The 20,090-nt window shown below is 72.8% G+C and carries 21 protein-coding genes and 1 pseudogene; 6 read left to right on the forward strand and 16 right to left on the reverse strand.

The window, feature by feature from the left end:
• Positions 1-326 precede the first annotated feature (326 nt).
• Positions 327-1,535: pseudogene (locus ACWCQS_RS31905) on the reverse strand (DUF6777 domain-containing protein); the annotation flags it as partial.
• Between the two features lie 201 nt (positions 1,536-1,736).
• Here ACWCQS_RS31905 and ACWCQS_RS31910 point away from each other — a divergent pair.
• Positions 1,737-3,005 carry a streptophobe family protein gene (locus ACWCQS_RS31910; protein WP_451007665.1) on the forward strand — a complete coding sequence of 423 codons (1,269 nt, stop codon included), beginning with the start codon at positions 1,737-1,739 and terminating at the stop codon, positions 3,003-3,005.
• Between the two features lie 11 nt (positions 3,006-3,016).
• On the opposite strand, the gene ACWCQS_RS31915 is transcribed toward ACWCQS_RS31910, so the two are convergent.
• The 4 genes from ACWCQS_RS31915 to ACWCQS_RS31930 all read right to left on the reverse strand — a co-directional run bounded on the left by ACWCQS_RS31915 (position 3,017) and on the right by ACWCQS_RS31930 (position 7,440).
• Positions 3,017-4,030, reverse strand: coding sequence for a serine/threonine-protein kinase (locus tag ACWCQS_RS31915; protein ID WP_451007666.1), 1,014 nt, complete (start codon positions 4,028-4,030; stop codon positions 3,017-3,019).
• Positions 4,030-4,581 (reverse strand): hypothetical protein, encoded by a 552-nt coding sequence (locus tag ACWCQS_RS31920; RefSeq protein WP_451007667.1) that lies wholly within the window; start codon positions 4,579-4,581, stop codon positions 4,030-4,032. Before ACWCQS_RS31920 ends, ACWCQS_RS31915 begins: the two co-directional genes overlap by 1 nt.
• Positions 4,582-4,619: 38 nt before the next feature.
• The gene (locus ACWCQS_RS31925) at positions 4,620-6,959 is read right to left on the reverse strand and encodes an FHA domain-containing protein (RefSeq protein WP_451007668.1); all 2,340 of its coding nucleotides are present in this window, start codon (positions 6,957-6,959) and stop codon (positions 4,620-4,622) included.
• A gap of 70 nt (positions 6,960-7,029) precedes the next feature.
• Entirely contained in the window at positions 7,030-7,440 is a 411-nt protein-coding gene (locus ACWCQS_RS31930) for a hypothetical protein (protein WP_388634290.1), read from the reverse strand.
• A 326-nt stretch (positions 7,441-7,766) separates the two neighbouring features.
• On the opposite strand from ACWCQS_RS31930, the gene ACWCQS_RS31935 reads away from it, so the two are divergent.
• Entirely contained in the window at positions 7,767-8,150 is a 384-nt protein-coding gene (locus ACWCQS_RS31935; RefSeq protein ID WP_451007669.1) for a nuclear transport factor 2 family protein, read from the forward strand.
• Between the two features lie 121 nt (positions 8,151-8,271).
• On the opposite strand, the gene ACWCQS_RS31940 is transcribed toward ACWCQS_RS31935, so the two are convergent.
• Both ACWCQS_RS31940 and mgrA read right to left on the reverse strand, forming a co-directional pair.
• Positions 8,272-8,433, reverse strand: a complete 162-nt coding sequence (locus tag ACWCQS_RS31940; RefSeq protein ID WP_451007670.1) for a hypothetical protein — start codon at positions 8,431-8,433, stop codon at positions 8,272-8,274.
• A 70-nt stretch (positions 8,434-8,503) separates the two neighbouring features.
• On the reverse strand, positions 8,504-9,496 hold the full coding sequence (gene mgrA, locus ACWCQS_RS31945; RefSeq protein WP_451007671.1) for an L-glyceraldehyde 3-phosphate reductase: 993 nt from the start codon (positions 9,494-9,496) through the stop codon (positions 8,504-8,506).
• A gap of 111 nt (positions 9,497-9,607) precedes the next feature.
• On the opposite strand from mgrA, the gene ACWCQS_RS31950 reads away from it, so the two are divergent.
• From ACWCQS_RS31950 to ACWCQS_RS31965, 4 genes are all read left to right on the forward strand, one after another.
• Positions 9,608-10,534 (forward strand): LysR substrate-binding domain-containing protein, encoded by a 927-nt coding sequence (locus tag ACWCQS_RS31950; RefSeq protein WP_451007672.1) that lies wholly within the window; start codon positions 9,608-9,610, stop codon positions 10,532-10,534.
• 275 nt (positions 10,535-10,809) lie between these two features.
• The gene (locus ACWCQS_RS31955; protein WP_451007673.1) at positions 10,810-11,082 is read left to right on the forward strand and encodes a hypothetical protein; all 273 of its coding nucleotides are present in this window, start codon (positions 10,810-10,812) and stop codon (positions 11,080-11,082) included.
• Positions 11,037-11,414 (forward strand): carotenoid oxygenase family protein, encoded by a 378-nt coding sequence (locus ACWCQS_RS31960; RefSeq protein ID WP_451007674.1) that lies wholly within the window; start codon positions 11,037-11,039, stop codon positions 11,412-11,414. Before ACWCQS_RS31955 ends, ACWCQS_RS31960 begins: the two co-directional genes overlap by 46 nt.
• A gap of 28 nt (positions 11,415-11,442) precedes the next feature.
• On the forward strand, positions 11,443-11,958 hold the full coding sequence (locus ACWCQS_RS31965) for a mycothiol transferase (protein WP_451007675.1): 516 nt from the start codon (positions 11,443-11,445) through the stop codon (positions 11,956-11,958).
• On the opposite strand, the gene ACWCQS_RS31970 is transcribed toward ACWCQS_RS31965, so the two are convergent.
• The 9 genes from ACWCQS_RS31970 to ACWCQS_RS32010 form a co-directional block, all read right to left on the reverse strand.
• Positions 11,940-13,019 carry an adenosine deaminase gene (locus tag ACWCQS_RS31970; protein WP_451007676.1) on the reverse strand — a complete coding sequence of 360 codons (1,080 nt, stop codon included), beginning with the start codon at positions 13,017-13,019 and terminating at the stop codon, positions 11,940-11,942. The genes ACWCQS_RS31965 and ACWCQS_RS31970 overlap by 19 nt on opposite strands.
• Before the next feature lie 36 nt (positions 13,020-13,055).
• A complete protein-coding gene (locus ACWCQS_RS31975) occupies positions 13,056-13,445 on the reverse strand; it encodes a VOC family protein (protein ID WP_451007677.1) in 390 nt (129 codons plus the stop codon).
• 129 nt (positions 13,446-13,574) lie between these two features.
• Entirely contained in the window at positions 13,575-14,510 is a 936-nt protein-coding gene (locus ACWCQS_RS31980; RefSeq protein ID WP_451007678.1) for a M48 family metalloprotease, read from the reverse strand.
• On the reverse strand, positions 14,507-14,887 hold the full coding sequence (locus tag ACWCQS_RS31985) for a BlaI/MecI/CopY family transcriptional regulator (RefSeq protein ID WP_451007679.1): 381 nt from the start codon (positions 14,885-14,887) through the stop codon (positions 14,507-14,509). The genes ACWCQS_RS31980 and ACWCQS_RS31985 overlap by 4 nt, the downstream gene beginning before the upstream one ends.
• Before the next feature lie 200 nt (positions 14,888-15,087).
• Positions 15,088-15,993 carry an aldo/keto reductase gene (locus tag ACWCQS_RS31990; protein ID WP_451007680.1) on the reverse strand — a complete coding sequence of 302 codons (906 nt, stop codon included), beginning with the start codon at positions 15,991-15,993 and terminating at the stop codon, positions 15,088-15,090.
• Between the two features lie 41 nt (positions 15,994-16,034).
• The gene (locus ACWCQS_RS31995; protein ID WP_451007681.1) at positions 16,035-17,357 is read right to left on the reverse strand and encodes an aldehyde dehydrogenase family protein; all 1,323 of its coding nucleotides are present in this window, start codon (positions 17,355-17,357) and stop codon (positions 16,035-16,037) included.
• Between the two features lie 119 nt (positions 17,358-17,476).
• Entirely contained in the window at positions 17,477-18,679 is a 1,203-nt protein-coding gene (locus ACWCQS_RS32000; protein WP_451007682.1) for an RNA polymerase sigma factor, read from the reverse strand.
• A gap of 45 nt (positions 18,680-18,724) precedes the next feature.
• Positions 18,725-19,153, reverse strand: coding sequence for an ATP-binding protein (locus ACWCQS_RS32005; RefSeq protein ID WP_451007683.1), 429 nt, complete (start codon positions 19,151-19,153; stop codon positions 18,725-18,727).
• 127 nt (positions 19,154-19,280) lie between these two features.
• On the reverse strand, positions 19,281-20,072 hold the full coding sequence (locus ACWCQS_RS32010) for an anti-sigma factor (protein WP_451007684.1): 792 nt from the start codon (positions 20,070-20,072) through the stop codon (positions 19,281-19,283).
• Positions 20,073-20,090 lie beyond the last annotated feature (18 nt).

Raw genomic sequence — 20,090 nt, forward strand, 5'->3', positions numbered from 1 at the left:
CTGTCCTCGTACCCCGTGCCGGGCTCGGCAGTCCCCCCGGACGGTCGCCCACCGCGCACAGTGGCGATGGTCACGCCGCCCGGAGCGGCGACCGCTCACTGCGAAGGCGAGCCCTGCGGTGCCTGCTGTGGGGGCGTGATCGCGCCCGACTCGCCGGGCGTCCCCGGGGTCGGCGGGGCCGGCACGGAATTCACAGAGGACTGCTGAACGGAGCCGGTCGTCTGCTGCTGCGACGACTTCTCGCCGGCGCTGGAGGTCTGGGCCGAGGGAGAGCCCGCGGACGGCGACGCCGGCCCGGCGGAGGACGGCTGGGTCGAGGACGACTGGGTCGAGGACGACTTGGACCCGGACGACTGCGATGCCGACGACTTCGACTCCGACGGTGACTTCGATTCCGACGACTTCGATCCTGACGGTGAGGACGACGACGAAGACGAGGACTTGGAGGACGAAGCGGACGACGACGGGGACGAGGAGGAGGACGACGGCGACGAACTCGACGACGACGGCGAGGACGAGGAAGAGGAAGACGAGGGCGAAGAGGACGGGGAGGACTTCGACGGGGACGGCGACGCGCTCGACGAGGACGACGTCGACGGGGAGGGGGGCCGGGGCGAGTTCCAGGGGTGCGGGAACGCCGGCGGCCTGGCGTGCTCGTCGTGCCGGCCGTACTGGTCACCGCGCTGACGGTGGATCCAGTCCTGGTGGCGGTTGTCGTAGAGCACGAAGACGTTGACGACCTGCGGCGCGGGCGTCACCACGATCACGTTGGAGGGCCGGTACGAGGGCCAGCGCGGGCCCACCAGCTTCGGCGTGCTCTTCTGGGCGACCGGCGCGTTCAGCGGGTTGCCGCAGGCGCAGCGCACGCGGGGGACGCCGTGGCTGTCCACCAGCACGGCGGTGCCCGCCTGGAGCACCGACTGGTAGCTGGTGGCGGCCCCGTCGCGGTACCCGTGGTTGGTGACCCGGGTGTCGACGCGCAGCTGAACCGGGGTCAGCGAGCGCAGATAGGCGGGCACGCCGGAGGGCTGGACGCCGACCACAGAGGCGAAGGCCTTCTCCTTTCCCTGGTCGGCCTGGAGGAACTTGACCTGCTTCTCGACGTCGCAGGCGGGAGTGCGCTGGGTGCCGCCGTACAGCCCGGGCGCTCCGCCGTCGACTCCCTGGACCGCGTTGGTCGTGCCGGAGGGCGCGGTGGAGGGCGGGGGCGGGGCGGAACTCTGCCTCGCGGTGGACTCCGTGAACGGGTCCTGGCCGGTGCTGTTCGCGGACTGCAGGAAGACCTCGCCGCCCTTGGCGGATCCGCCACCCGGCCGGGTGAAGACCACCGCGAGGACTACGGCGGCGACGACGGCGGCGCTGATGGCTGCCACCCGTGGCACGGACTTCCACCACGGCCCATGGGGACCCTGGGCTCCGCCACCGCCACCCGGCGGTTGGGAGGGCGGTGGTCCGGACGGGGGCCGCGAGGAGCCCGACAGCGGGCCGGAGGGCGGCCCGGTCGGGCGGCCGGAGGACGGAGGATCGGCGCTCACGAGCACTTCTTCCCGTCGCGATCGTCGCGATACGCGATGCGACACGCGGAGCGATACGCGGCTTTTCTCAGTCAAATTGCTTTTCGTGCATTTGGCTGCGCTTTGATCCCATTGTGTGTCGCAGGGCGGCGAGGCTCGCAAGCCGACGCGAACGGCCCACCCGGCGGGCGGGGTGCGCGACCGCTGCCTAGCGTGTCAATCGTGAGCGTTCCCACCGTTTCCCCGCGGCCCGCCGCCCGTCATGGCTGGGCGCAGGCCGTGGCCGCGGTGCTGACCGGGCTCGCCGTCATGGTGCTGGTGGCGGCGCTGGGACTGTGGGCGGCCGGCGCGGGTGACCTGCCGGACGACGCCTTCCCGAGGGTGGTGGCCGCGACCCTGGTCACGGCGGTCGGCGGCAGTGTGGAACTCTCCGGGAACGCGGGCGTGCTGGCGCAGACCCGGGCCGGGGTCACCGTGATCCCGCTGTCGGTGACGCTTGTCGGCGCGCTGGTGATCGGCGGGGGCTTTCTGCGCCCGCTGCGGCACCGGGCGGTCGCCTCGGCCGGCGAACTGGCCGGCTGGGCCGCCCGGATCGCGGTGCTGTGGCTGCTCGCGCTGATCTGCCTGGCCCTGGGCGCCCGGCAGACCTTCGCCGTGGACGTCGGCAGCGGCACCCTCAGCGACCTGACCGGCCTGTTCAATGCCGCGCCCCGGGTCGGCTTCAGCGCGGACGTTCCGCTGACGGTGCTGTTCGGCCTGCTGTGGCTGGCCGGGGTGCTGGCGCTGGCGCTGCTGGTGGCGCGCGGGGCGCCGGTGCCGGGGCGGCTGCTGCGTTTCCAGGAGTCGGTGCGCCCGGCGGCGCAGGCCATGGTGGTGCTGCTCCTCGCGTACGTGGTCATCGGCCTGGTCGCCGCGCTGATCACGGCGGCCACCCGGGGTCACGCCCCGGCGACCTTCGCGCTGATCCTGCTCGGCCTGCCCAATCTGGCCTGGCTGGCCCTCACCATCGGCCTGGGAGCGACCTGGAACGGCCGGGTGCACGGCCCGTTCGGCCTGCCCATGCCGCATGTCCTGGACGCGATCCTGCGCACCCCGGACGTCTCCGCGCTGAATCTCGGCTCGCTCACCGACTACGACGGCCGGTGGTGGTGGCTGATGGTCATGGACGCGGTGCTGCTGCTGGCCGTGGGCTTCTGGACGGCAGCGACCTCACCGGCCCGGATCCGCCTGTGGCAGCACGCCGTCCACCTGGCCGTGGCGCTGGCGCTGACGGTGCTGATGATCTGTCTGACGTGCCGTGTCTCCGCGCACTACGGACTCTCCCTGCTCGGCATCGGCAACCTGGGCGGCGGCCTGTCCGGAGAACTGTTCCTCCGGCCCGGGCTGTGGCAGGCGGTGGGCCTGGGCGCGCTGTGGGGACTGGCCGCCGGATTCCTGGGCGGCCTGCTGGCCCGCCGGGTGCACCGGCGGGGCGAGGTGGGCGGGCCTTAGCTGTATTGATTTCAGGCGGGGTTTCGCGCGGTTGCGCCGGCCCGGTACACCGGGTCCGCCCAGTGCGGGGGGCTCGGCGGGTCGGTCGCCCTGTGGTGCGTCTCCGTGTCGGGCTCCTGCGCCGGGCGGACGTCGGCCGGGCCGGCGGGGGTCGCCATGGTGGCGCGCAGGGCGGCGACGAAGGCGAGACAGGTGTCGTAGCGGCCGTCGGGGCTCTTGGCCAGGGCCTTGGCGAAGACCGGGTCCAGCGCCGGGTCGAGGCCGGGGCGGGCCTCGCTCGGCGGGGGCGGATCGTCGTACTGGTGCGCCCAGAGCAGCGCCATGTCGTCGTCGCGCAGGAACGGGGGCCGGCCGGCGAGGCTCTCGTAGACGACGCAGGCCAGACCGTAGACGTCGCAGCGGCCGTCGACCGGGCGGCCGGAGATCTGCTCGGGGGCCACGTAGTCGAGGGTGCCGACGAACTGGCCGACGCTGGTGAAGCCGGTGAGGGACAGCGACTTCTTGGTGAGCCCGAAGTCGGTGAGGTAGACGTGCTCGGGGTGGTCGGTGTCGATGCCCTCGGCGACCAGGATGTTGCCGGGTTTGACGTCCCGGTGCACGAGGCCGTGCTCGTGGGCGGCGTCGAGGGCGGACGCCACCTGCGCGGCGATCCGCACGGCATCCGGCAACGGCAGCGGTCCCCGCAGGTCGAGGACGCGGCGCAGATCGCTGCCGGAGACGTGCCGCATGGCGATGTAGAGCACCCCGTCGGTCTCGCCGGCCTCGAAGACCGGCACGATGTGCGGGTGGTCGATCGCCGCGGCCACCTGGGACTCATGGGTGAACCGCTTGCGGAAGGTGTCGTTGCGGGCGAGTTCGGGGGCGAGCAGCTTCAGGGCGACCGTCCGGTCCAGGCGCAGGTCGCGGGCGCGGTAGACGACGGCCATGCCGCCGCGCCCGATCTCGCTCTCGATGCGGTAGCTCGCGATCTGCCGGCCGATGAGTTCCGAGGGCCGACCGGAGAACAGGCTGGTCTCGCCCGCCATCAGCGCTCACCTTCGGGTGCTACCAGCCGGGTCGGGGCGTGCCCGGCGGCGTCCTCGCCGGTGACCTCCCGGTCGGTGGCGTAGGTGGTCAGCCGCCGTCCGTCGCCGTACACCCAGCGGCCCTCCTCGGGGTCGTACAGCCACATGGCCTCCCCGTCGACGACGATCCCGAGCCTGAGGCCCCGGGTGCGGTCCTCGAACTCCTCGCCGTCCAGGGTGCCGGCGGCCAGTTCCTCCACCGCGGACCGGTAGTCCGCCAGGGCCTGTTCGACGTGGGCCAGCAGGGGCCGCGGATCGGCGGTGCCGGCCGGGCCGTCGGCGGCGGGCGGGTCCTCGGGTACGGCGATGAGCCGCCGGCCGTCGACCCAGGCGCCCCAGCCGTTGGCACAGCGGATGTGCCCCCAGTCTCCGCGCCGCTCCACGAGCTCCACCGGCAGCAGCGGGTCGAGGGGCACGGTGGGCCGGGCCGGGTCGGGGGCCTCCCAGGCGGGCATGCCGTGCCGCGGCACGACGTGCGTGGGCTGGAATCCGGGACTTGCCGCTCTGCTCATCGGGGCGCCTGCTTCCGGGTGTGTGCCATCGCGTTCGCCTACTTCCGCATCACGGCGGGCTCGTGCCGGCGCAGCAGCCGCGCGACCACGAGTCCGTAGAGGACGGAGAGCACCACCAGCATGGCCAGATCGAGCAGCCAGACGCCTGTCGAGTGCCGGAAGAGGGGGTCGGCGGTCAGGTTGCCCGGGACGATCCGGGACAGCCCGACCGTGCCGGCCATGGCGCCGAGCGCCCAGCGGGAGGGCACGAGCCAGGACAGCTGCTCCAGGCCCGGCACACCGTTGAGCGGGAGCAGGGCTCCGCAGAAGACGACCTGGACGATGGCGAGCAGCACCAGCAGCGGCATCGTCACCTCCTCCTTGCGTACCAGCGCGGAGACCAGCAGGCCGAGCATCATCGCGGTGAACGCGAGCAGGGCGGTGGCCAGAGCGATCTCGGCGAGGGGCGGGAGCAGGACGCCCCGGCCGCCGGGGGTGTTCAGGTCGACGCCGAGGAGGGCGACCAGGGTGAGGACGACGGCCTGGACGACGCTGATCGTGCCGAGTACCACGATCTTGGACACCAGATAGGCCGAACGGGGCAGGCCGACGGCGCGTTCGCGCTGGTAGACGACGCGTTCCTTGACAAGTTCGCGCACCGCGTTGGCGGCGCCGGTCAGCACGGCGCCGACGCACAGGATGAGCAGCGCGTTCATCGCGGTGTCCCGGGCGAGCCGGCCGCCGGCCAGGGCGCGGGCCATGGCGCCCATGACGAACGGCAGGGCGATCATGACGAGCAGGAAGGTGCGGTCGGAGGCGAGGACGGCCGCGTAGCGGCGAATCAGCGTGCCGAGTTGGGCGCCCCAGCCGCGTGGGCGGGGCGGCGGTGCCGGGGAGACGGGGGCCGGGCCCGGGTGGTGGGGCTGGGTGGTGGCCTCGGCGACGTAGTGCCGGTGGAACGGCGACTCGCGGTACTCCCTGGCCCAGTCGCGGTCGGGGTCGCGGTCGAAGGCCTCGAAGGCCTCCGGCCACTGTTCGAAGCCGAAGAAGGCGAGGGCGTCGTCGGGCGGCCCGTAGTAGGCCACCTTGCCGCCGGGGGCGAGCACCAGGAGCCGGTCGCAGACGCCGAGGCTGAGGACGCTGTGGGTGACCACGATGACGGTGCGGCCGTCGTCGGCGAGGCCGCGCAGCATGTTCATCACCGACCGGTCCATGCCGGGATCGAGGCCGGAGGTCGGCTCGTCCAGGAAGAGCAGCGAGGGCTTGGTGAGCAGCTCCAGGGCCACGCTGACCCGCTTGCGCTGCCCGCCGGAGAGGCTGTGCACGGGCTGGTCGGCGCGCTTTTCGAGGCCGAGTTCCCGGATGACCTCGTCCACCCGGGCCCGCCGCTCGGCCGCGGCGGTGTCCTCGGGGAAGCGCAGTTCGGCGGCGTAGGTCAGGGCGGCGCGCACGGTGAGCTGGGGGTGCAGGATGTCGTCCTGCGGGACCAGGCCGATGCGCTGGCGCAGTTCGGCGAAGTCGCGGTAGAGGTCGCGGCCGTCGTACAGGACGGTGCCTCGGTCGGCCGGACGCTGCCCGGTCAGGGCGTTCAGCAGCGTGGACTTGCCGGCGCCGCTCGGTCCGACCACCGCGAGCAGGGACTTCTCGCCCACCGGGAAGGACACGTGGTCGAGGAGCACCTTGCGTCCGCCGTCCACGGCGACGGTGAGGTCCTGCACGTCCAGGGAGATCTCACCGGTGTCGACGTACTCCTGGAGTTCGTCGCCGACCAGGCAGAACGCGGAGTGCCCGATGCCGACGATGTCACCGGGCCCCATGGGTGCGCGGGTGACGGGCCGGCCATTGAGGTAGGTGCCGTTGTGGCTGCCCAGGTCGACGATCTCGTACGTGCCGTCGCTGTGGGCGCGCAGTTCGGCATGGCGGCGGGAGACGACCAGGTCGTTCACCACGAAGTCGTTGTCGGCTGCCCGGCCGATGCGGACCGAGCGCGCGGGCAGCGGGCGGACACTGCTGGGCCGGCGGAAGGTGCCGGTCAGCTGGGGCAGGGACACCGCGGAGGGGCGGTCGGGGGCGGGCCGCGGGGCGCCGGCGAGGACCGCGCGGGGGCCGTCGGTGGGGTTGCCGAAGCGGATCACGCTGCCGGGGCGCACACCCCATTCGCTGATCCTGCGGCCGTCGGCGTAGGTGCCGTTGGTGCTGTGCCGGTCCGTGAGGGTCCAGCAGTCCTGGTCGCAGCGCAGCACGGCGTGGTGCCACGAGACCCGGGCATCGTCGATGACGATGTCGCTCAACGGGTCGCGCCCGACGTGGTAGTCGTGGCCCGGGCTCATGACCGTGGAGCCCGTATCGGTCTCCAGGACGAGTTCGGGCGCCGTCGGGGCGATCGGCCGCTCGGCCATGGCCAGAATTCTACCGATTCGTCCACATCTGCGCCTGGAGTCGGAGTGCGGCACCGGCCACGGACACGAGTCAGGCGACGGGTACGACGAGCGCCGGCAGGGTGCGCTGCATGCGCAGTGCGTCGACGGACTCGGCGAGCAGTTCGTACTCGGTGGTGTCGTCGCTGGCGGCGATCCGCACCAGCCGTCCGCCGGCCAGCTCGTCGGCCACCAGCTCCTGCCGGACGCCGTCGGCGCACCAGGCGCGCAGCAGCGCGGGCACGTCCGCCACCGTGTCCGCGACCGGCACCAGCGCGCCCACCGGGAAGGCGGGGTCCTCCGGACTCGGGTCCAGACGCTCGGCGATCCAGGACGCGCGGTCGCGCAGCCACCACAGGGCCAGGGCCAGCGTGGGCGCGCGATACGTGCCGAGCGGTACCCCGATGCGCCGACCGTCGCACATGCCGTACGCCGTGACATGGCACAGGAATTCGTCGTGCACGTCTCACTCCCCCGTCGCCTCGCTGGTTGCGCCCGACCCGGCCTCGCTCTCCGTGCGGCTCCTGTGCGGTGAAGTGCCCCTGATGTTCGAGTATCGCCACTCCCGAAACACTGTCACCACGACTTTCCGGCCAGTCTCCTGGCATATTCACCGCCGGTTCTGGCCGGAACGCACCGGCGCGTTCGCACCCCGGGGCATTACCCGGCAGGTAATCGACCCGCCCCTCGGTGCTCCGGCATGGTGGTCACACCGGATCGGCGAAGCCCCGGATCCGGCTTTGACCAGCACGTAGCAGCAGATGCGACCTCGATGGAGGCTGATGCACCATGTCCGTGAACACCGACCGTTACGAGAGCGCCGCCGCCCGTTACTTCGAGGCCTGGAACGCCGCCGAGCCGGAGGCACTGAAGAAGGCGGTCGCCGCCGCGTGGACCACCGACGGCGGCTACACCGACCCCCTCGCCGACGTCCGCGGCCACGAGGGCATCGCGGCCGTGATCGAGGCGGCGCACGAGCAGTTCCCCGGGTTCGTCTTCCGCCCGCTCGGTGCGGTGGACGGACACCACGACACGGCGCGCTTCGGCTGGGAGCTGGTGAACGAGGCCGACGGCTCGGCGCCGGTGGCCGGGTTCGACGTCGTCACGCTGGACGACGAGGGCCGGATCCGGCAGGTACTGGGCTTTCTGGACCGGGTGCCGGCCGGTGCCTGAAACCGCCCGGCCGCGGTGAGTCCGCCGCGCACGGCGGTCCGCCCGCGAAGCGGCGGCCGGACCCATGTGGTCCGGCCGCGCTCGGCACCCGCAGTGCTTGAAGGCGTCACTGAGGGCGCTCTCAGGGCCGGGGCCAGGCGCTCGTCCGCCCCGCCGGCAGCCGGCCGGGCGGCAGCCCGTCGGCCTCGCCGAGGCAGTACCGCAGCACCTGCGGGAACATCGACGGGGCGAGGCGGCCGGAGAAGCAGGCGGAACCGGCCCGGCCGCCGGCCGTCTCCCGCATCAGCTGTGCCGCGGCAGATCCCCCGCTCCCCCGGCTGAGGTCGATGTGCCCCGAAACGGGGGGGTGGAGCTCAGCCCTGCACGATCGCGTCGATCCTGGCCAGTTCCTCGGCGTCGAAGTCCAGGTTGCGGATGGTGCCGACGCTGTCCTCGAGTTGCTGCGGGCTGCTCGCGCCGACCAGCGCGGAGGTGACCCGGCCGCCGCGCAGCACCCAGGCCAGGGCCAGCTGGGCCAGGGTCTGGCCGCGGGACTTGGCGACCTCGTCGAGGGAGCGCAGGCGGGCCACGAGGTCCTCGGTGACCGCGTCCGAGTTCAGGAAGGGGCTGTCGCTCGCGGCCCGCGAGTCCTCGGGAATGCCGTCGAGGTAGCGGCCGGTGAGCAGGCCCTGCTCCAGCGGTGAGTAGGCGATGGAGCCGATCCGCAGCTCGTCCAGGGTGGTGAGGAGGTCCTGCTGTTCGGGCCGGCGGTCGAGCATCGAGTAGCGCGGCTGATGGATGAGCAGGGGGGTGCCGAGGTCGGCGAGGATGCGGGCGGCCTCCCGGGTCTGCTCCGGCGAGTAGTTGGAGACGCCGACGTACAGCGCCTTGCCCTGCTGCACCGCAGAGTGCAGCGCACCCATCGTCTCCTCCAGCGGAGTGTCCGGGTCGGGGCGGTGCGAGTAGAAGATGTCGACGTGGTCGAGGCCCATGCGCTTCAGGCTCTGGTCGAGCGAGGACAGCAGGTACTTGCGCGAACCCCATTCGCCGTAGGGGCCGGGCCACATCAGATAGCCGGCCTTGGTGGAGATGATCAGCTCGTCGCGGTACGGCCCGAAGTCGGCCTGCAGGGCCTCGCCGAGCGCGGACTCGGCGGCGCCGGGCGGCGGGCCGTAGTTGTTGGCGAGGTCGAAGTGGGTGACGCCCAGGTCGAAGGCGCGGCGCAGGATGGCCCGCTGGGTCTCGGCGGGCCGGTCCGGGCCGAAGTTGTGCCACAGGCCGAGGGACAGCGCGGGGAGCTTCAGCCCGCTGCGTCCGGTGCGCCGGTAGGGCATGTCGGCGTAACGGTCGGGGTGTGCGGTGTACAACGCGACTCCAGAGGGGTTGGCACACGATCTACCGGTTCCACTCTTCCCCGGGGCCCGGGCAGCGGTCCAACAGAAGAATCCGATGGAATTCAGCGGCTAGGCTTCTCAATCATGGAACTGCGCCATCTCCAGCACTTCGTCGCCGTCGCCGAGGACCAGCATTTCACCCGGGCCGCCGAACGCCTGATGGTGTCCCAGTCGGGGTTGTCGGCGTCCATCCGGGCGCTGGAGCGGGAGCTGCGGGCGCCGCTGTTCGTGCGTACCACCAGGCGGGTGACGCTCACCGAGGCGGGGCGGGCGCTGCTGGTGGAGGCCGAACGTATCCTGGCGCAGGTCCGTGCGGCGCACGAGGCGGTCGCGGCGGTGCAGGGCGTGCTGCGCGGCACGCTGGCGCTGGGCACCGAGCAGTGCATCGCCGGGGTGCAGGTGGCACGGCTGCTGGCCGCGTTCCGGGGCCGGCATCCGGACGTGGAGATCCGGCTGCGGCAGGCCGGTTCGGGCGCGCTGGCCGAGGAGGTGGCGGCAGGCCGGCTCGACCTGGCCTTCGCCTACCGCACCCAGGCGGACAGCGACCAGCTGCGTTCGGTGTCGCTGACGAGCGAGCCGATGACCGTGCTGTGCCATCCCGGCCACCGGCTGGCCTCGGCCGGCGCGGTGCTGACCCCCGAGGACCTGACCGGTGAGGTCTTCGTGGACTTCCACCCGGACTGGGGCCCGCGCCGCACCACCGACGCCGCGTTCGCCGCGGCCGGTGTCCGGCGCACGGTCGCACTGGAGGTCAACGACGTGCACAGCCTGCTGGACCTGGTGGACGAGAACCTGGGGATCGCGGTCGTACCCCGGCACTTCCGGCACAAGCGGCCCTCGCTCACCGCGCTGCCACTGAAGGGCACGGGCGAGACGGAGTACGAGACCGTGGCGCTGCTGCCGCCGGACCGCGCCACCAGTCCCGCCGCCCGGGCGCTCGTCACGCTGCTGGAGACCGGCGGCGGAACAGGGGGCCTGGACCCCTCCGAGGAGGGGTCCCAGCCCTCCTGATCACGGCCGCCCGCCACCGCAGACTCGGAACCGTCGGCCAGGACGACGACGGTCAGGAGGACATGTCATGGCGGAACACCCCCGGCGGACCGTACTGCGCGGGACGGCCGGACCGGGCGGCGGCACATCCCGCAGGAAGATGACGGATCGTCACCATCCTTTCCCGGAGGGGCGTTCGCCCCTCTCACCGAGGAACTGACGGCCTCCGACCTGCCGGTGACGGGCCGCGTCCGGCTGCGCGACGGACGGACCGAGTGGTACCGCAACCGCTGGGTGTGATCCCGTATCGGGGGCGGATCCTCGCGCTCCAGGAGAACGGCCCGCCGCCGTACGAACTCGACGGCGAGGCGCACGCCGGTGAGCTGCACGCGATCGCCTACTACCCGGCCTGCGACCACATCCGGCACCTGATGGTGGGCCCCTCCGGACGCGTCGGCCGCACCACCCGGATCCCGATGCCCGACGCGCCGATGGTGCACGACTTGGCGCTCACCGGAAGCACGTGGTCGTCATCGACGTGCCGGTCACCTTCAAACTGGAGCGCCTGACGGCCGCCTATCTGACACCGTACGGAGGCACCCCGCCCGACGACGCCTTCTCCAACGCGCTCGTCGAACACGACCTGCTGCGCGGTGCAACGCAGGTGCACCGGCTGCCGAAGGGCGCGGCGGCCGGTGAGGCGGTGTTCGTCGCGAGGGACGCGGCCGACCACCGGGCGGCCGAGGACGACGGATACGCGATCGCGTACCTCCACAACCCGGACCGTGGTGCCGCCGACCTGGTGATCCTCGCCGCTCAGGACTTCACCGGCGAGCCCGTGGCGCGCGTGCACCTGCCCGGCCGGGTGCCGCTCGGCTTCCACGGGATTCCGGACGCGTGAACGCCCGCTGTTTGGGATGGTGGACGGTATGCATGCAAAGGACATCCTCATCGACGGCTACGGCCGCATCCAGGAAGAAGTCCATGCCGCCCTCGACGGCCTCGGACCGGACGAGCTGCACCACCGCCCGGCCCCCGACGCCAACTCCGTCGCCTGGCTCGTCTGGCATCTCACCCGGGTGCAGGACGACCACATCGCCGACGCCTTCGACCTCGACCAGGTGTGGCTCTCCCAGGACTGGGAGAAGCGCTTCGGCCTCGACCTGCCCCGCCACGACACCGGATACGGGCACAGCCCGGCCAAGGTCGCGAAGGTGCGGGTCGAGTCCGCCGGCCTGCTCACCGGGTACTACGACGCGGTGCACGAGCAGACGCTCGGCGCGCTGCGCGGCCTCGCCGCCAAGGATCTGGAACGGATCGTGGACGAGCGCTGGGATCCCCCGGTCAGCCTGGGTGTCCGCCTGATGAGCGTCCTGTCCGACGACCTTCAGCACATCGGACAGGCCGCCTACCTCAGGGGGCTCGTTCAGAGCGCGGCCGCGTAACCCGGCAGGACCACGTCCTCGATGAGGGCCGTGCGCTCGTCGAACGGGATGAAGGCGCTCTTGAGGGCGTTCACCGTGACCGTGCGCAGGTCCTCGACGGTCCAGCCGGCCTCCTCGACCAGCAGCGACATCTCCCGGGTCATCGTCGTGCCCGACACCAGTCGGTTGTCGGTGTTGAGGGTGACCCGGAAGCCGAGGTCCTTCAGGGCCGTGATCGGGTGTTCGGCGATCGAGGTGGCGCAGCCGGTCTGCAGGTTGGAGGTGGGGCACATCTCCAGGGCGATCCGGCGGTCGCGCACCCAGGAGGCGAGCCGGCCGAGCTTGCCGGCCGCGAGGTCGGGGATGTCCTCGGTGAGGCGCACGCCGTGGCCGATGCGCTGGGCGCCGCACACCTGCAGGGCCTGGTGGATGCTGGGCAGGCCGTGCGCCTCGCCGGCGTGGATGGTGAAGGGCACGCTCTCGCGGCGCAGGTGCTCGAAGGCCGCGAGGTGGTCGGCGGGCGGAAAGCCGTCCTCGGCGCCGGCGATGTCGAAGCCGACGACACCGGCGTCGCGGTAGGCCACGGCCAGGTCGGCGGCCTCGCGGACCCGGTCGAACATCCGCATGCCGCACAACAGGGTGCCGACCCGCACGGGGGTGCCGGCGGCGGCCGCCTTGGCCATGCCGGCGGCGAGGCCCTCCTGCACGGTCTCCACGACCTCGCGCATCGACAGCCCGCCCTGGGTGTTCAGCTCGGGGGCGTAGCGCACCTCGGCGTAGACGACACCGTCGGCGGCGAGGTCCAGCACGTACTCCTCGGCGGTGCGCAGCAGGCCCTCGCGGGTCTGCATGACGGCGAGGGTGTGCTCGAAGGTGGCTATGTAGCGGACCAGGTCGCCGGAGTTGGCGGCCTCGAAGTACCAGGCGGCCAGCTCGCCGGGGTCGGTGGTGGGCAGGGTGTGACCGATCTCCGCCGCGAGTTCGACGACGGTGGCGGGGCGCAGGCCGCCGTCGAGGTGGTCGTGCAGCACGGCCTTGGGGAGCCGACGGAGAGTCTCGGTGTCGATGCGGGGCGCGGTCATGGCGTTTTCGTTCCTCGGCAGGTGGTGCGGTGGTGATCAGTGGGTGGCGGGCTGGAGCAGGTCCCAGCGGTTGCCGTACAGGTCCTGGAAGACGGCGACGGTGCCGTAGGGCTCGTGCCGCGGCTCCTCCAGGAAGGTCACGCCGGCCGCGGTCATCCGGGCGTGGTCGCGGGCGAAGTCGTCGGTGTGCAGGAAGAACCCGACGCGTCCGCCGGTCTGGTCGCCGACGCGGGCCCGCTGGGCCTCGCCCTTGGCGCGGGCCAGCAGCAGCCCGGTGCCGGGGCCGCCCGGCTCCACGACGACCCAGCGGGAGCCATCGGGGCGCGGGGCGTCCTCGGCGAGCCGGAAGCCGAGGGCCTCGGTGTAGAAGCGGATGGCCTCGTCGTAGTCGTCGACGACGAGGGTGACCAGGGCGACGCGTCGCATCGGGACCTTCCGACGGGGGTGGTTAGCGGGTGAGGTTATACGTAAAACTCCACTGGCGCCAGTCTTGGTCTACGCGCGTTGCGCCAGGGTTGCCGAAAGGTTGCCGCGGCCGTTCTCGGGTGTGGCGCGTCAGGGCCGTTCGTCGCCCTGGGCGATCTCCACCCGGTGGTGGAAGTCGGCCATGCCGGCGACCGAGGCGGCACAGGAGACGGCTGTGCAGGCGATGAGCAGGGCGGCGATCGCACGGCCGGCCCGGGGCACCAGAGGTGCGGCCAGCAGGGCCTGGACGCGCTGCGGGACGGGGCCGGTGGTCGCGGCGGGCGCGAAGTCGGGGCGCTCGGAGTGGGCTGAGCGGGCCGCCTGTCCGGCGAGGGCCGCGCGGGCGATGGCCCGGGCGGTCAGGCGCCGGTCGCCGACGCTCGCGGCGGCGGCCTCGTCGGCGGCGCGCTCGGCGGCGAGGCGGATGGTCCCGCGGACCGGGCGGAGCGCCGGATGACAGTGCGCGGCGAGTTCGGCGGCGGCGAGGAAGTAGTGGTGATGGCCGTCGTTGTGCGCCCGTTCGTGGGCGAACAGCGCCTCCCGCTCGGGGCCGTCCAGGCTGCGCAGCATCGCGGTGGTCACGACGATGCGGTGCGGGCGGCCGGGCAGCGCGTAGGCGTCCGGGCGCGGCGAGTCCACCACGCACAGATCGCCGGCCGAGGGGCCGTGCCCGGCCTCCGTGCGGGCCGCGCGGAAGGCGCGGGACTGGTGCAGCACCGAGCGCACGAGGGTCCAGCCGCAGACGGCGAGCGCGCCGACGGAGGTCGCGGCGGCCGGCAGCACGACGAGGTCGGAGGCGGTGCGCAGCGGGTGTATCAGCTCGCCGAGCGCGGCGAAGAGCGGGACCTTGAGCAGCCCGATGAGCACGAACGAGCCGAGCGCGGCCAGCGAGCAACCGGCGAGGACCACCGCACAGCCGGTGACGGCCCACAGTGCGGCGGCCGGGGCCAGCCGGTCCAGGGCCCGGCGGGCCAGGGCCGGCAGGGCGAACGGCAGCAGCAGGGGCAGCAGCAGGAGCGCGGTCATCGTTCGTCGGGTTCGAGCAGGTCCCGCAGGATCCGTTCGTCGTCGGGGCTGAGCTGGGCGACGAAGCGGGCGAGGACGGTCTGGCGGTCGCTGTCCCGGTCGAGTTCGCTGTGCATCCGGCGGGCGGTGAGGCCGTGGGCGTCCTGGACGTCCCGGACCGGGAGGTAGGCGTAGCCGCGGCCCTGGCGGTGCCGCTCGACGACGCCCTTCTCGTGCAGGCGGGTGAGGATCGTGGTCACCGTCGTACGGGCCAGGTCCGCGCCGAGGCTCCGCTGGACCTGGCCGGGCGTCTGCGGTCCGCCCGCGGCCCAGAGTGCGGCCATGACGCTCGCCTCGAGCTCGCCGGCCGGCCGGCGCTCGTCCTTCGCCTCGGTCATGGAACGTCCCTCACCCCGTCTTCGTGTGCGGCCCGGGCGACCGTCTACACGATGGTAGTCAATCGAGTCTTCGTACGGCTGTGCCCCCGCACCCATTGTGGGAGGGCCGATCGTACGGGGCCGCCGTCCGGGCGACAGGGGACCCGATGCCCGGCGGGGCCGCCTTCCAGGAGAAGGTCCCCGGGCGGCGGCCGGGAGCGTCAGCTCGCCGGGGTGTGCAGGGCGTCGAGCCGGGCCAGTTCGTCCGCTGTGAGGCGCAGCGCGCCCGCCGCGACGTTCTCGGCGACGTGGTCCGGGTTGCCGGTGCCGGGTATGGCGAGGACGTGGGGACCCTGGTGCAGGGTCCAGGCGATGCGGAGCTGCGCGGGGCTCACTCCGTGGGCGCGGGCGATGTCGCGCACGGTGTCGTCATGGGTGTCGGCCGCCGCCCGCGGTCCGGCCTGGCCCGCGACGGCGAAGAAGGGGACGAACGCGATGCCGTGTTCGCCGCACAGGCGCAGCATCTCGTCGTCGAGGGGATCGGGCCGGTCCAGGGCGTACCGGTTCTGCACGCACACCACCGGGGCGATCTCCAGTGCCTCGGCGAGGTGGCGCGGCCCGACACCCGAGATGCCCAGGTGGCGTATCAGGCCGGCCTCACGCAGTTCGGCGAGCGCGCCGAAGTGCTCGGCGATCGAATCCTGCTCCTGCCGGCGGAAGTTGACGACGTCGAGGTGGTCGCGCCCGAGCTGGCGCAGGTTCTCCTCCACATGGCCGCGCAGCTGGTCGGGGCGCGCCGGGTCCCCCCACTCGCCGTGGTAGTCGCGGAAGGGGCCGACCTTGGTGGTGATGACCAGGTCCTCGGGATACGGGGCGACGGCGGTGTTGATCAGTTCGTTGGCCGAGCGCGTGGCGGAGAAGTAGAAGGCTGCGGTGTCGATGTGGTTCACGCCCAGTTCGACGGCCCGGCGCAGCACGGCGATCGAGCGGGCGCGGTCGCTGGGCGTGCCGAGGTGGAACGCGGCGCTGCCCGTCAGCCGCATCGCTCCGAAGCCGATGCGGTGGACGGGCAGGTCACCGAGTTCGAAGGTGCCGGAGGCTTCCGCGGTGATCGTTTGAACGGTCATTCGGCGGAGTTTCGCACACCCGGCCTGCCGTGCAAGGGAATTCAGCCCAGCGGCTTGTGCAGGACCGCCTTGCGGTGGCTGAACGTCTCGATGGAGTAGCGCCCGTGGTAGCTGCCCGTGCCGCTCTCCCCCACCCCGCCGAACGGCAGGTCGGAGACGGTGAGATGGGCGAGGGGAAGGCCGTGGCCGAGGCCGCCGGACGAGGTCTCGGCGGCGATGCGCGCACGGGTCCGCTCGGACTCGCTGAAGACGTAGAGGGCGAGCGGCTTGTCCCGGTCGTTGATGAAGGCGATCGCCTCGTCCAGGCCGGACACCGTGACGAGGGGCAGGATCGGGCCGAAGATCTCCTCCTGCATGACGGGCGACGTGGGGTCGACGTCCGCGAGGACGGTCGGCGCGATGTACTTCGCCATGCGGTCGCTCTCGCCGCCGACCGCGATCCGCCCGGAGCCGAGCAGGCCGGAGAGCCGGTCGAAGTGCCGTTCGTTGACGATCCGGCCGTACTCCGGCGACTCGGCCGGGTCGGCGCCGAACAGCGCCTCCACCGCGCGCGCCAGCGCGGCCTCCAGGGCGGCGGCCGTCTCCGGGTCGGTCAGGACGTAGTCCGGCGCGACACACGTCTGCCCGGCGTTGAGGAACTTGCCGCGGGCCAGCCGGTCCGCGACCACGTCCAGGTCGGTGCCGCGGTCCACGAACACCGGGGACTTGCCGCCCAGTTCGAGGGTGACCGGGGTGAGGTGCTCGGCGGCGGCGCGCATCACGATCCGGCCGACGGCGCCGTTGCCGGTGTAGAAGATGTGGTCGAAGCGCTCGGCCAGCAGGGCCGTGGTCTCCGGGACCCCGCCCTCGACCACGGCGACCGCGTCGGTGTCCAGGTAGGCCGGGATCAGCTCGGCGAGGGCGGCCGAGGTGGCCGGGGCCAGCTCGCTCGGCTTGGCAACGACCGCGTTGCCGGAGGCCAGGGCGCCCACCATGGGGGCGAGCAGCAGCTGCGCCGGGTAGTTCCAGGGGGCGATGACCAGGACGACGCCGAGGGGGTCGTACTGCGTCCAGGCCGTCGCGTCGGCGCCGAGGTGGGCCGGGACGGGCGCCGGCTCCGGGCGCAGCCAGTCCGCCAGGTGCTCCAAGGTGTGGTCGATCTCGCGGATGGTGAAGTCGATCTCGGTGCGGTACGCCTCGGTGCTGCTCTTGCCGAGGTCGGCGCGGAGGGCGGCGGCGAGGTCGGCGCCGCCCTCGATGAGCATCGCGCGCAGTTGACGCAGCCGGCCGGTGCGCCACTCGACGGGCTTGGTGCGGCCGGTGGCGAAGGTGGCGCGCAGCCGGGCCACGATGTCGGCGGGCTGCTCGATGGCGGGACGGTTCACAGGTGTGCCTCGCTGGTGGTGCACGGGCGGTTGCGGCCCGGGCGCGGGTCGTCGGGTTGGGTGTATTTGCCAACCTTTCACGTCCTCAAGTTCATTCCGGCCGATCATGGTGACGCGGGTCACGTCGTGTCGGGGTGCGTCTCCCGGCGGCGCCGCTCCAGGTAGCCCCGCTCGGCCTCGCTGCCGGCCAGTTCGGCGGCCAGGCCGTACTCCGCGGCGGCCTCGGCGGTGCGGCCCAGGCGGCGCAGCAGGTCGGCACGGACGGCGTGCAGCACGTGATACCGGCCGAGGTCGAGGGAGTCGACGAGGCCGAGCGCCCTGGCCGGCCCCTCAGCCTCGGCCACGGCGACCGCACGGTTCAGGGCGACAACCGGGGACGGCGCCACGGCCATGAGCTGGTCGTACAGGCGCAGGATCTGGTCCCAGTCGGTGGCCTCGGCGGTGGGCGCGTCGCTGTGCACGGCGTTGATCGCGGCCTGGATCTGGTACGGCCCGGGCCTGCCGCGGCGCAGGCAGTGCCGGACCAGGTCCTGGCCCTCGGCGATCAGCTCGCGCTCCCACAGTGTGCGGTCCTGCTCGGGCAGCGGGACGAGGACGCCGTCCGCGCCCTGCCGGGCCGGCCGCCGGGACTCGGTCAGCAGCATCAGCGCGAGCAGGCCGGTCACCTCGGGCTCTTCCGGCATCAGCGCGGCGAGCAGCCGGCCGAGCCGGAGCGCCTCCGCGCCCAGGGCCGGGTCGCCGGTGTAGCCCTCGTTGAAGATCAGGTAGACGACGGCGAGGACACCGCCGAGCCGTTCGGGCAGATCGGCGTCGCTGGGCACGCGGTACGGGATGCCCGCGTCCCGGATCTTGGCCTTGGCCCTGACCAGCCGCTGGGCCAGAGTCGGCTCCGGCACCAGGAAGGCGCGGGCGATCTGGCCGGTGCTCAGGCCGCCGAGCAGGCGCAGGGTGAGGGCGACCCGGGCCTGGAGGGCGAGCGCGGGGTGGCAGCAGGTGAAGATCAGGCGGAGCCGGTCGTCCCGCACGGGGCCCTCCTCAGCCGGCGCGTCGGGCGCGTACAGCCGGGCGGACTCGGCGTGCCGGGCGTCCCGGGAGGACTCGCGGCGGAGCCGGTCGATGGCCCGGTTGCGTGCGGTGGTGATGATCCAGCCCGCCGGGCTCGGCGGCACGCCGGACTCCGGCCAGGTGCGTACGGCGGTGGTGAAGGCGTCCTGCACCGCTTCCTCGGCGAGATCGATGTCGCCGAGGAATCGGACGAGGACGGAGACCGCACGCCCGTACTCGGCGCGGAAGACGGCCTCGACATCGACGGTGTGCGCCATGCGCGCCCGTGCCCTTCTGCGATCGCCGGAAGCGTACGGGCTCGATCATGCCGAACAGCGCAGACAGGCGCGGACCTCTCGGCCACCGCGCGTGTGGTGCACCTCGGTCGACTGGGCGAGGGAGTCGACGATGCCGGTGCCGCGGCCGTGCTCGTCCGGGGCCACGTCATGGCGGACGCGCTCGACCGCCGTTCCGGAGTCACTGACCACGATGTGCAGGGTGCCACCGTCGAGGGCGAGCAGCAGCGTCATGCGTTCGCGGCCGTACTGGGCGGCGTTGGCGGCGAGTTCGTCGACGATGAGGACGGCGGAGTCCCGCTCGCTCTCGGGCACGCACCAGCACTCCAGCAGCTCCGCCGCGAGATGACGGGCGGCGGGGACATGCGCCTCCTGCGCGGGTAGCGTGAGGACCGCCTGGTGGCGGCAGGACCGTGCGGGGGGTGAGCCGGCACGGGCGGAATCGGTCACGAACATGGTCTTCCGGCTCTTCTGCGTAGGAACCCGAATGTGAGAACTCATTCAGTTCTACGGACGACGAGCGCATATGGTTCGAGCTGTTCGCCCTTTTTGTCCAACTTCTTTGACTCATCCCCGGATCGGTTCACGCCCGGATCGTGACCAGCTTCTGGCCGTTGCCCGCGACGATCTCGAAGTGCTCGATGGCCGCCGGGGACAGGGGGACCGCCCCGGGGACGGTGGTGCCGGGCGGATACGTCCCCGCACGCCAGGTGGCGCCCTCCGACCTGGTTCCCCCGGGCCCGACCGCCTGCAACCGGCAGGTGATGCCCGCGGGTGCCCCATGGGCGGAGATCTGCAGCACACTGCCCCACGCCGAGGGGGAGACCCGCACCGAAGCGGTGACGCCGGTGCCGGGGTCGCTTCCGGAGAAGACGCGCGACGGTGCCGGCGTGACCGGTGCGGGTCGTGTCGCCTGACCGGTCACGGTTCCGCCGATCGCCAGCCAGGTGCCGCCGACCGCGGCCCCGGCGACCAGCGTCAGCGACGCGACCGCACCGGCCAGTTGCCGCCGCCAGGACCTGCGGCGCCTGGCGGCGGCTTGCTGGAGCATCCGGTCGAGCAGTCCCGCCTCGGGGGCCCGAGGCGCCGTGGATGTGCCGGGCGGCGGCTGGGGTGAGCCCCCGGTGCTCTCCGCCGCCCGCCGTACCAGCCGATCGGCAGGGTCCTCGTCGCCGGCGGGCACGGGCCGGCCCTCGGCCTCCGCCGCGGTGACCGTCGCGAGCAGCGCCGGAAGTCCGGCCAGCTCGGCGTGTTCCGCCCGGCACCCGTCGCATTCAGCGAGGTGCGCACGCACCCGTTCCGCCTCCGCCGGGGCCAGCGCGCCCAGGACGTATGCTCCGAGCGCCAGCCGGAGGGCCTCGTGGTCCGCGTTCATGGCCGGCACCTCCTCCAT

The sequence above is a fragment of the Streptomyces sp. NPDC002076 genome (assembly GCF_053593835.1).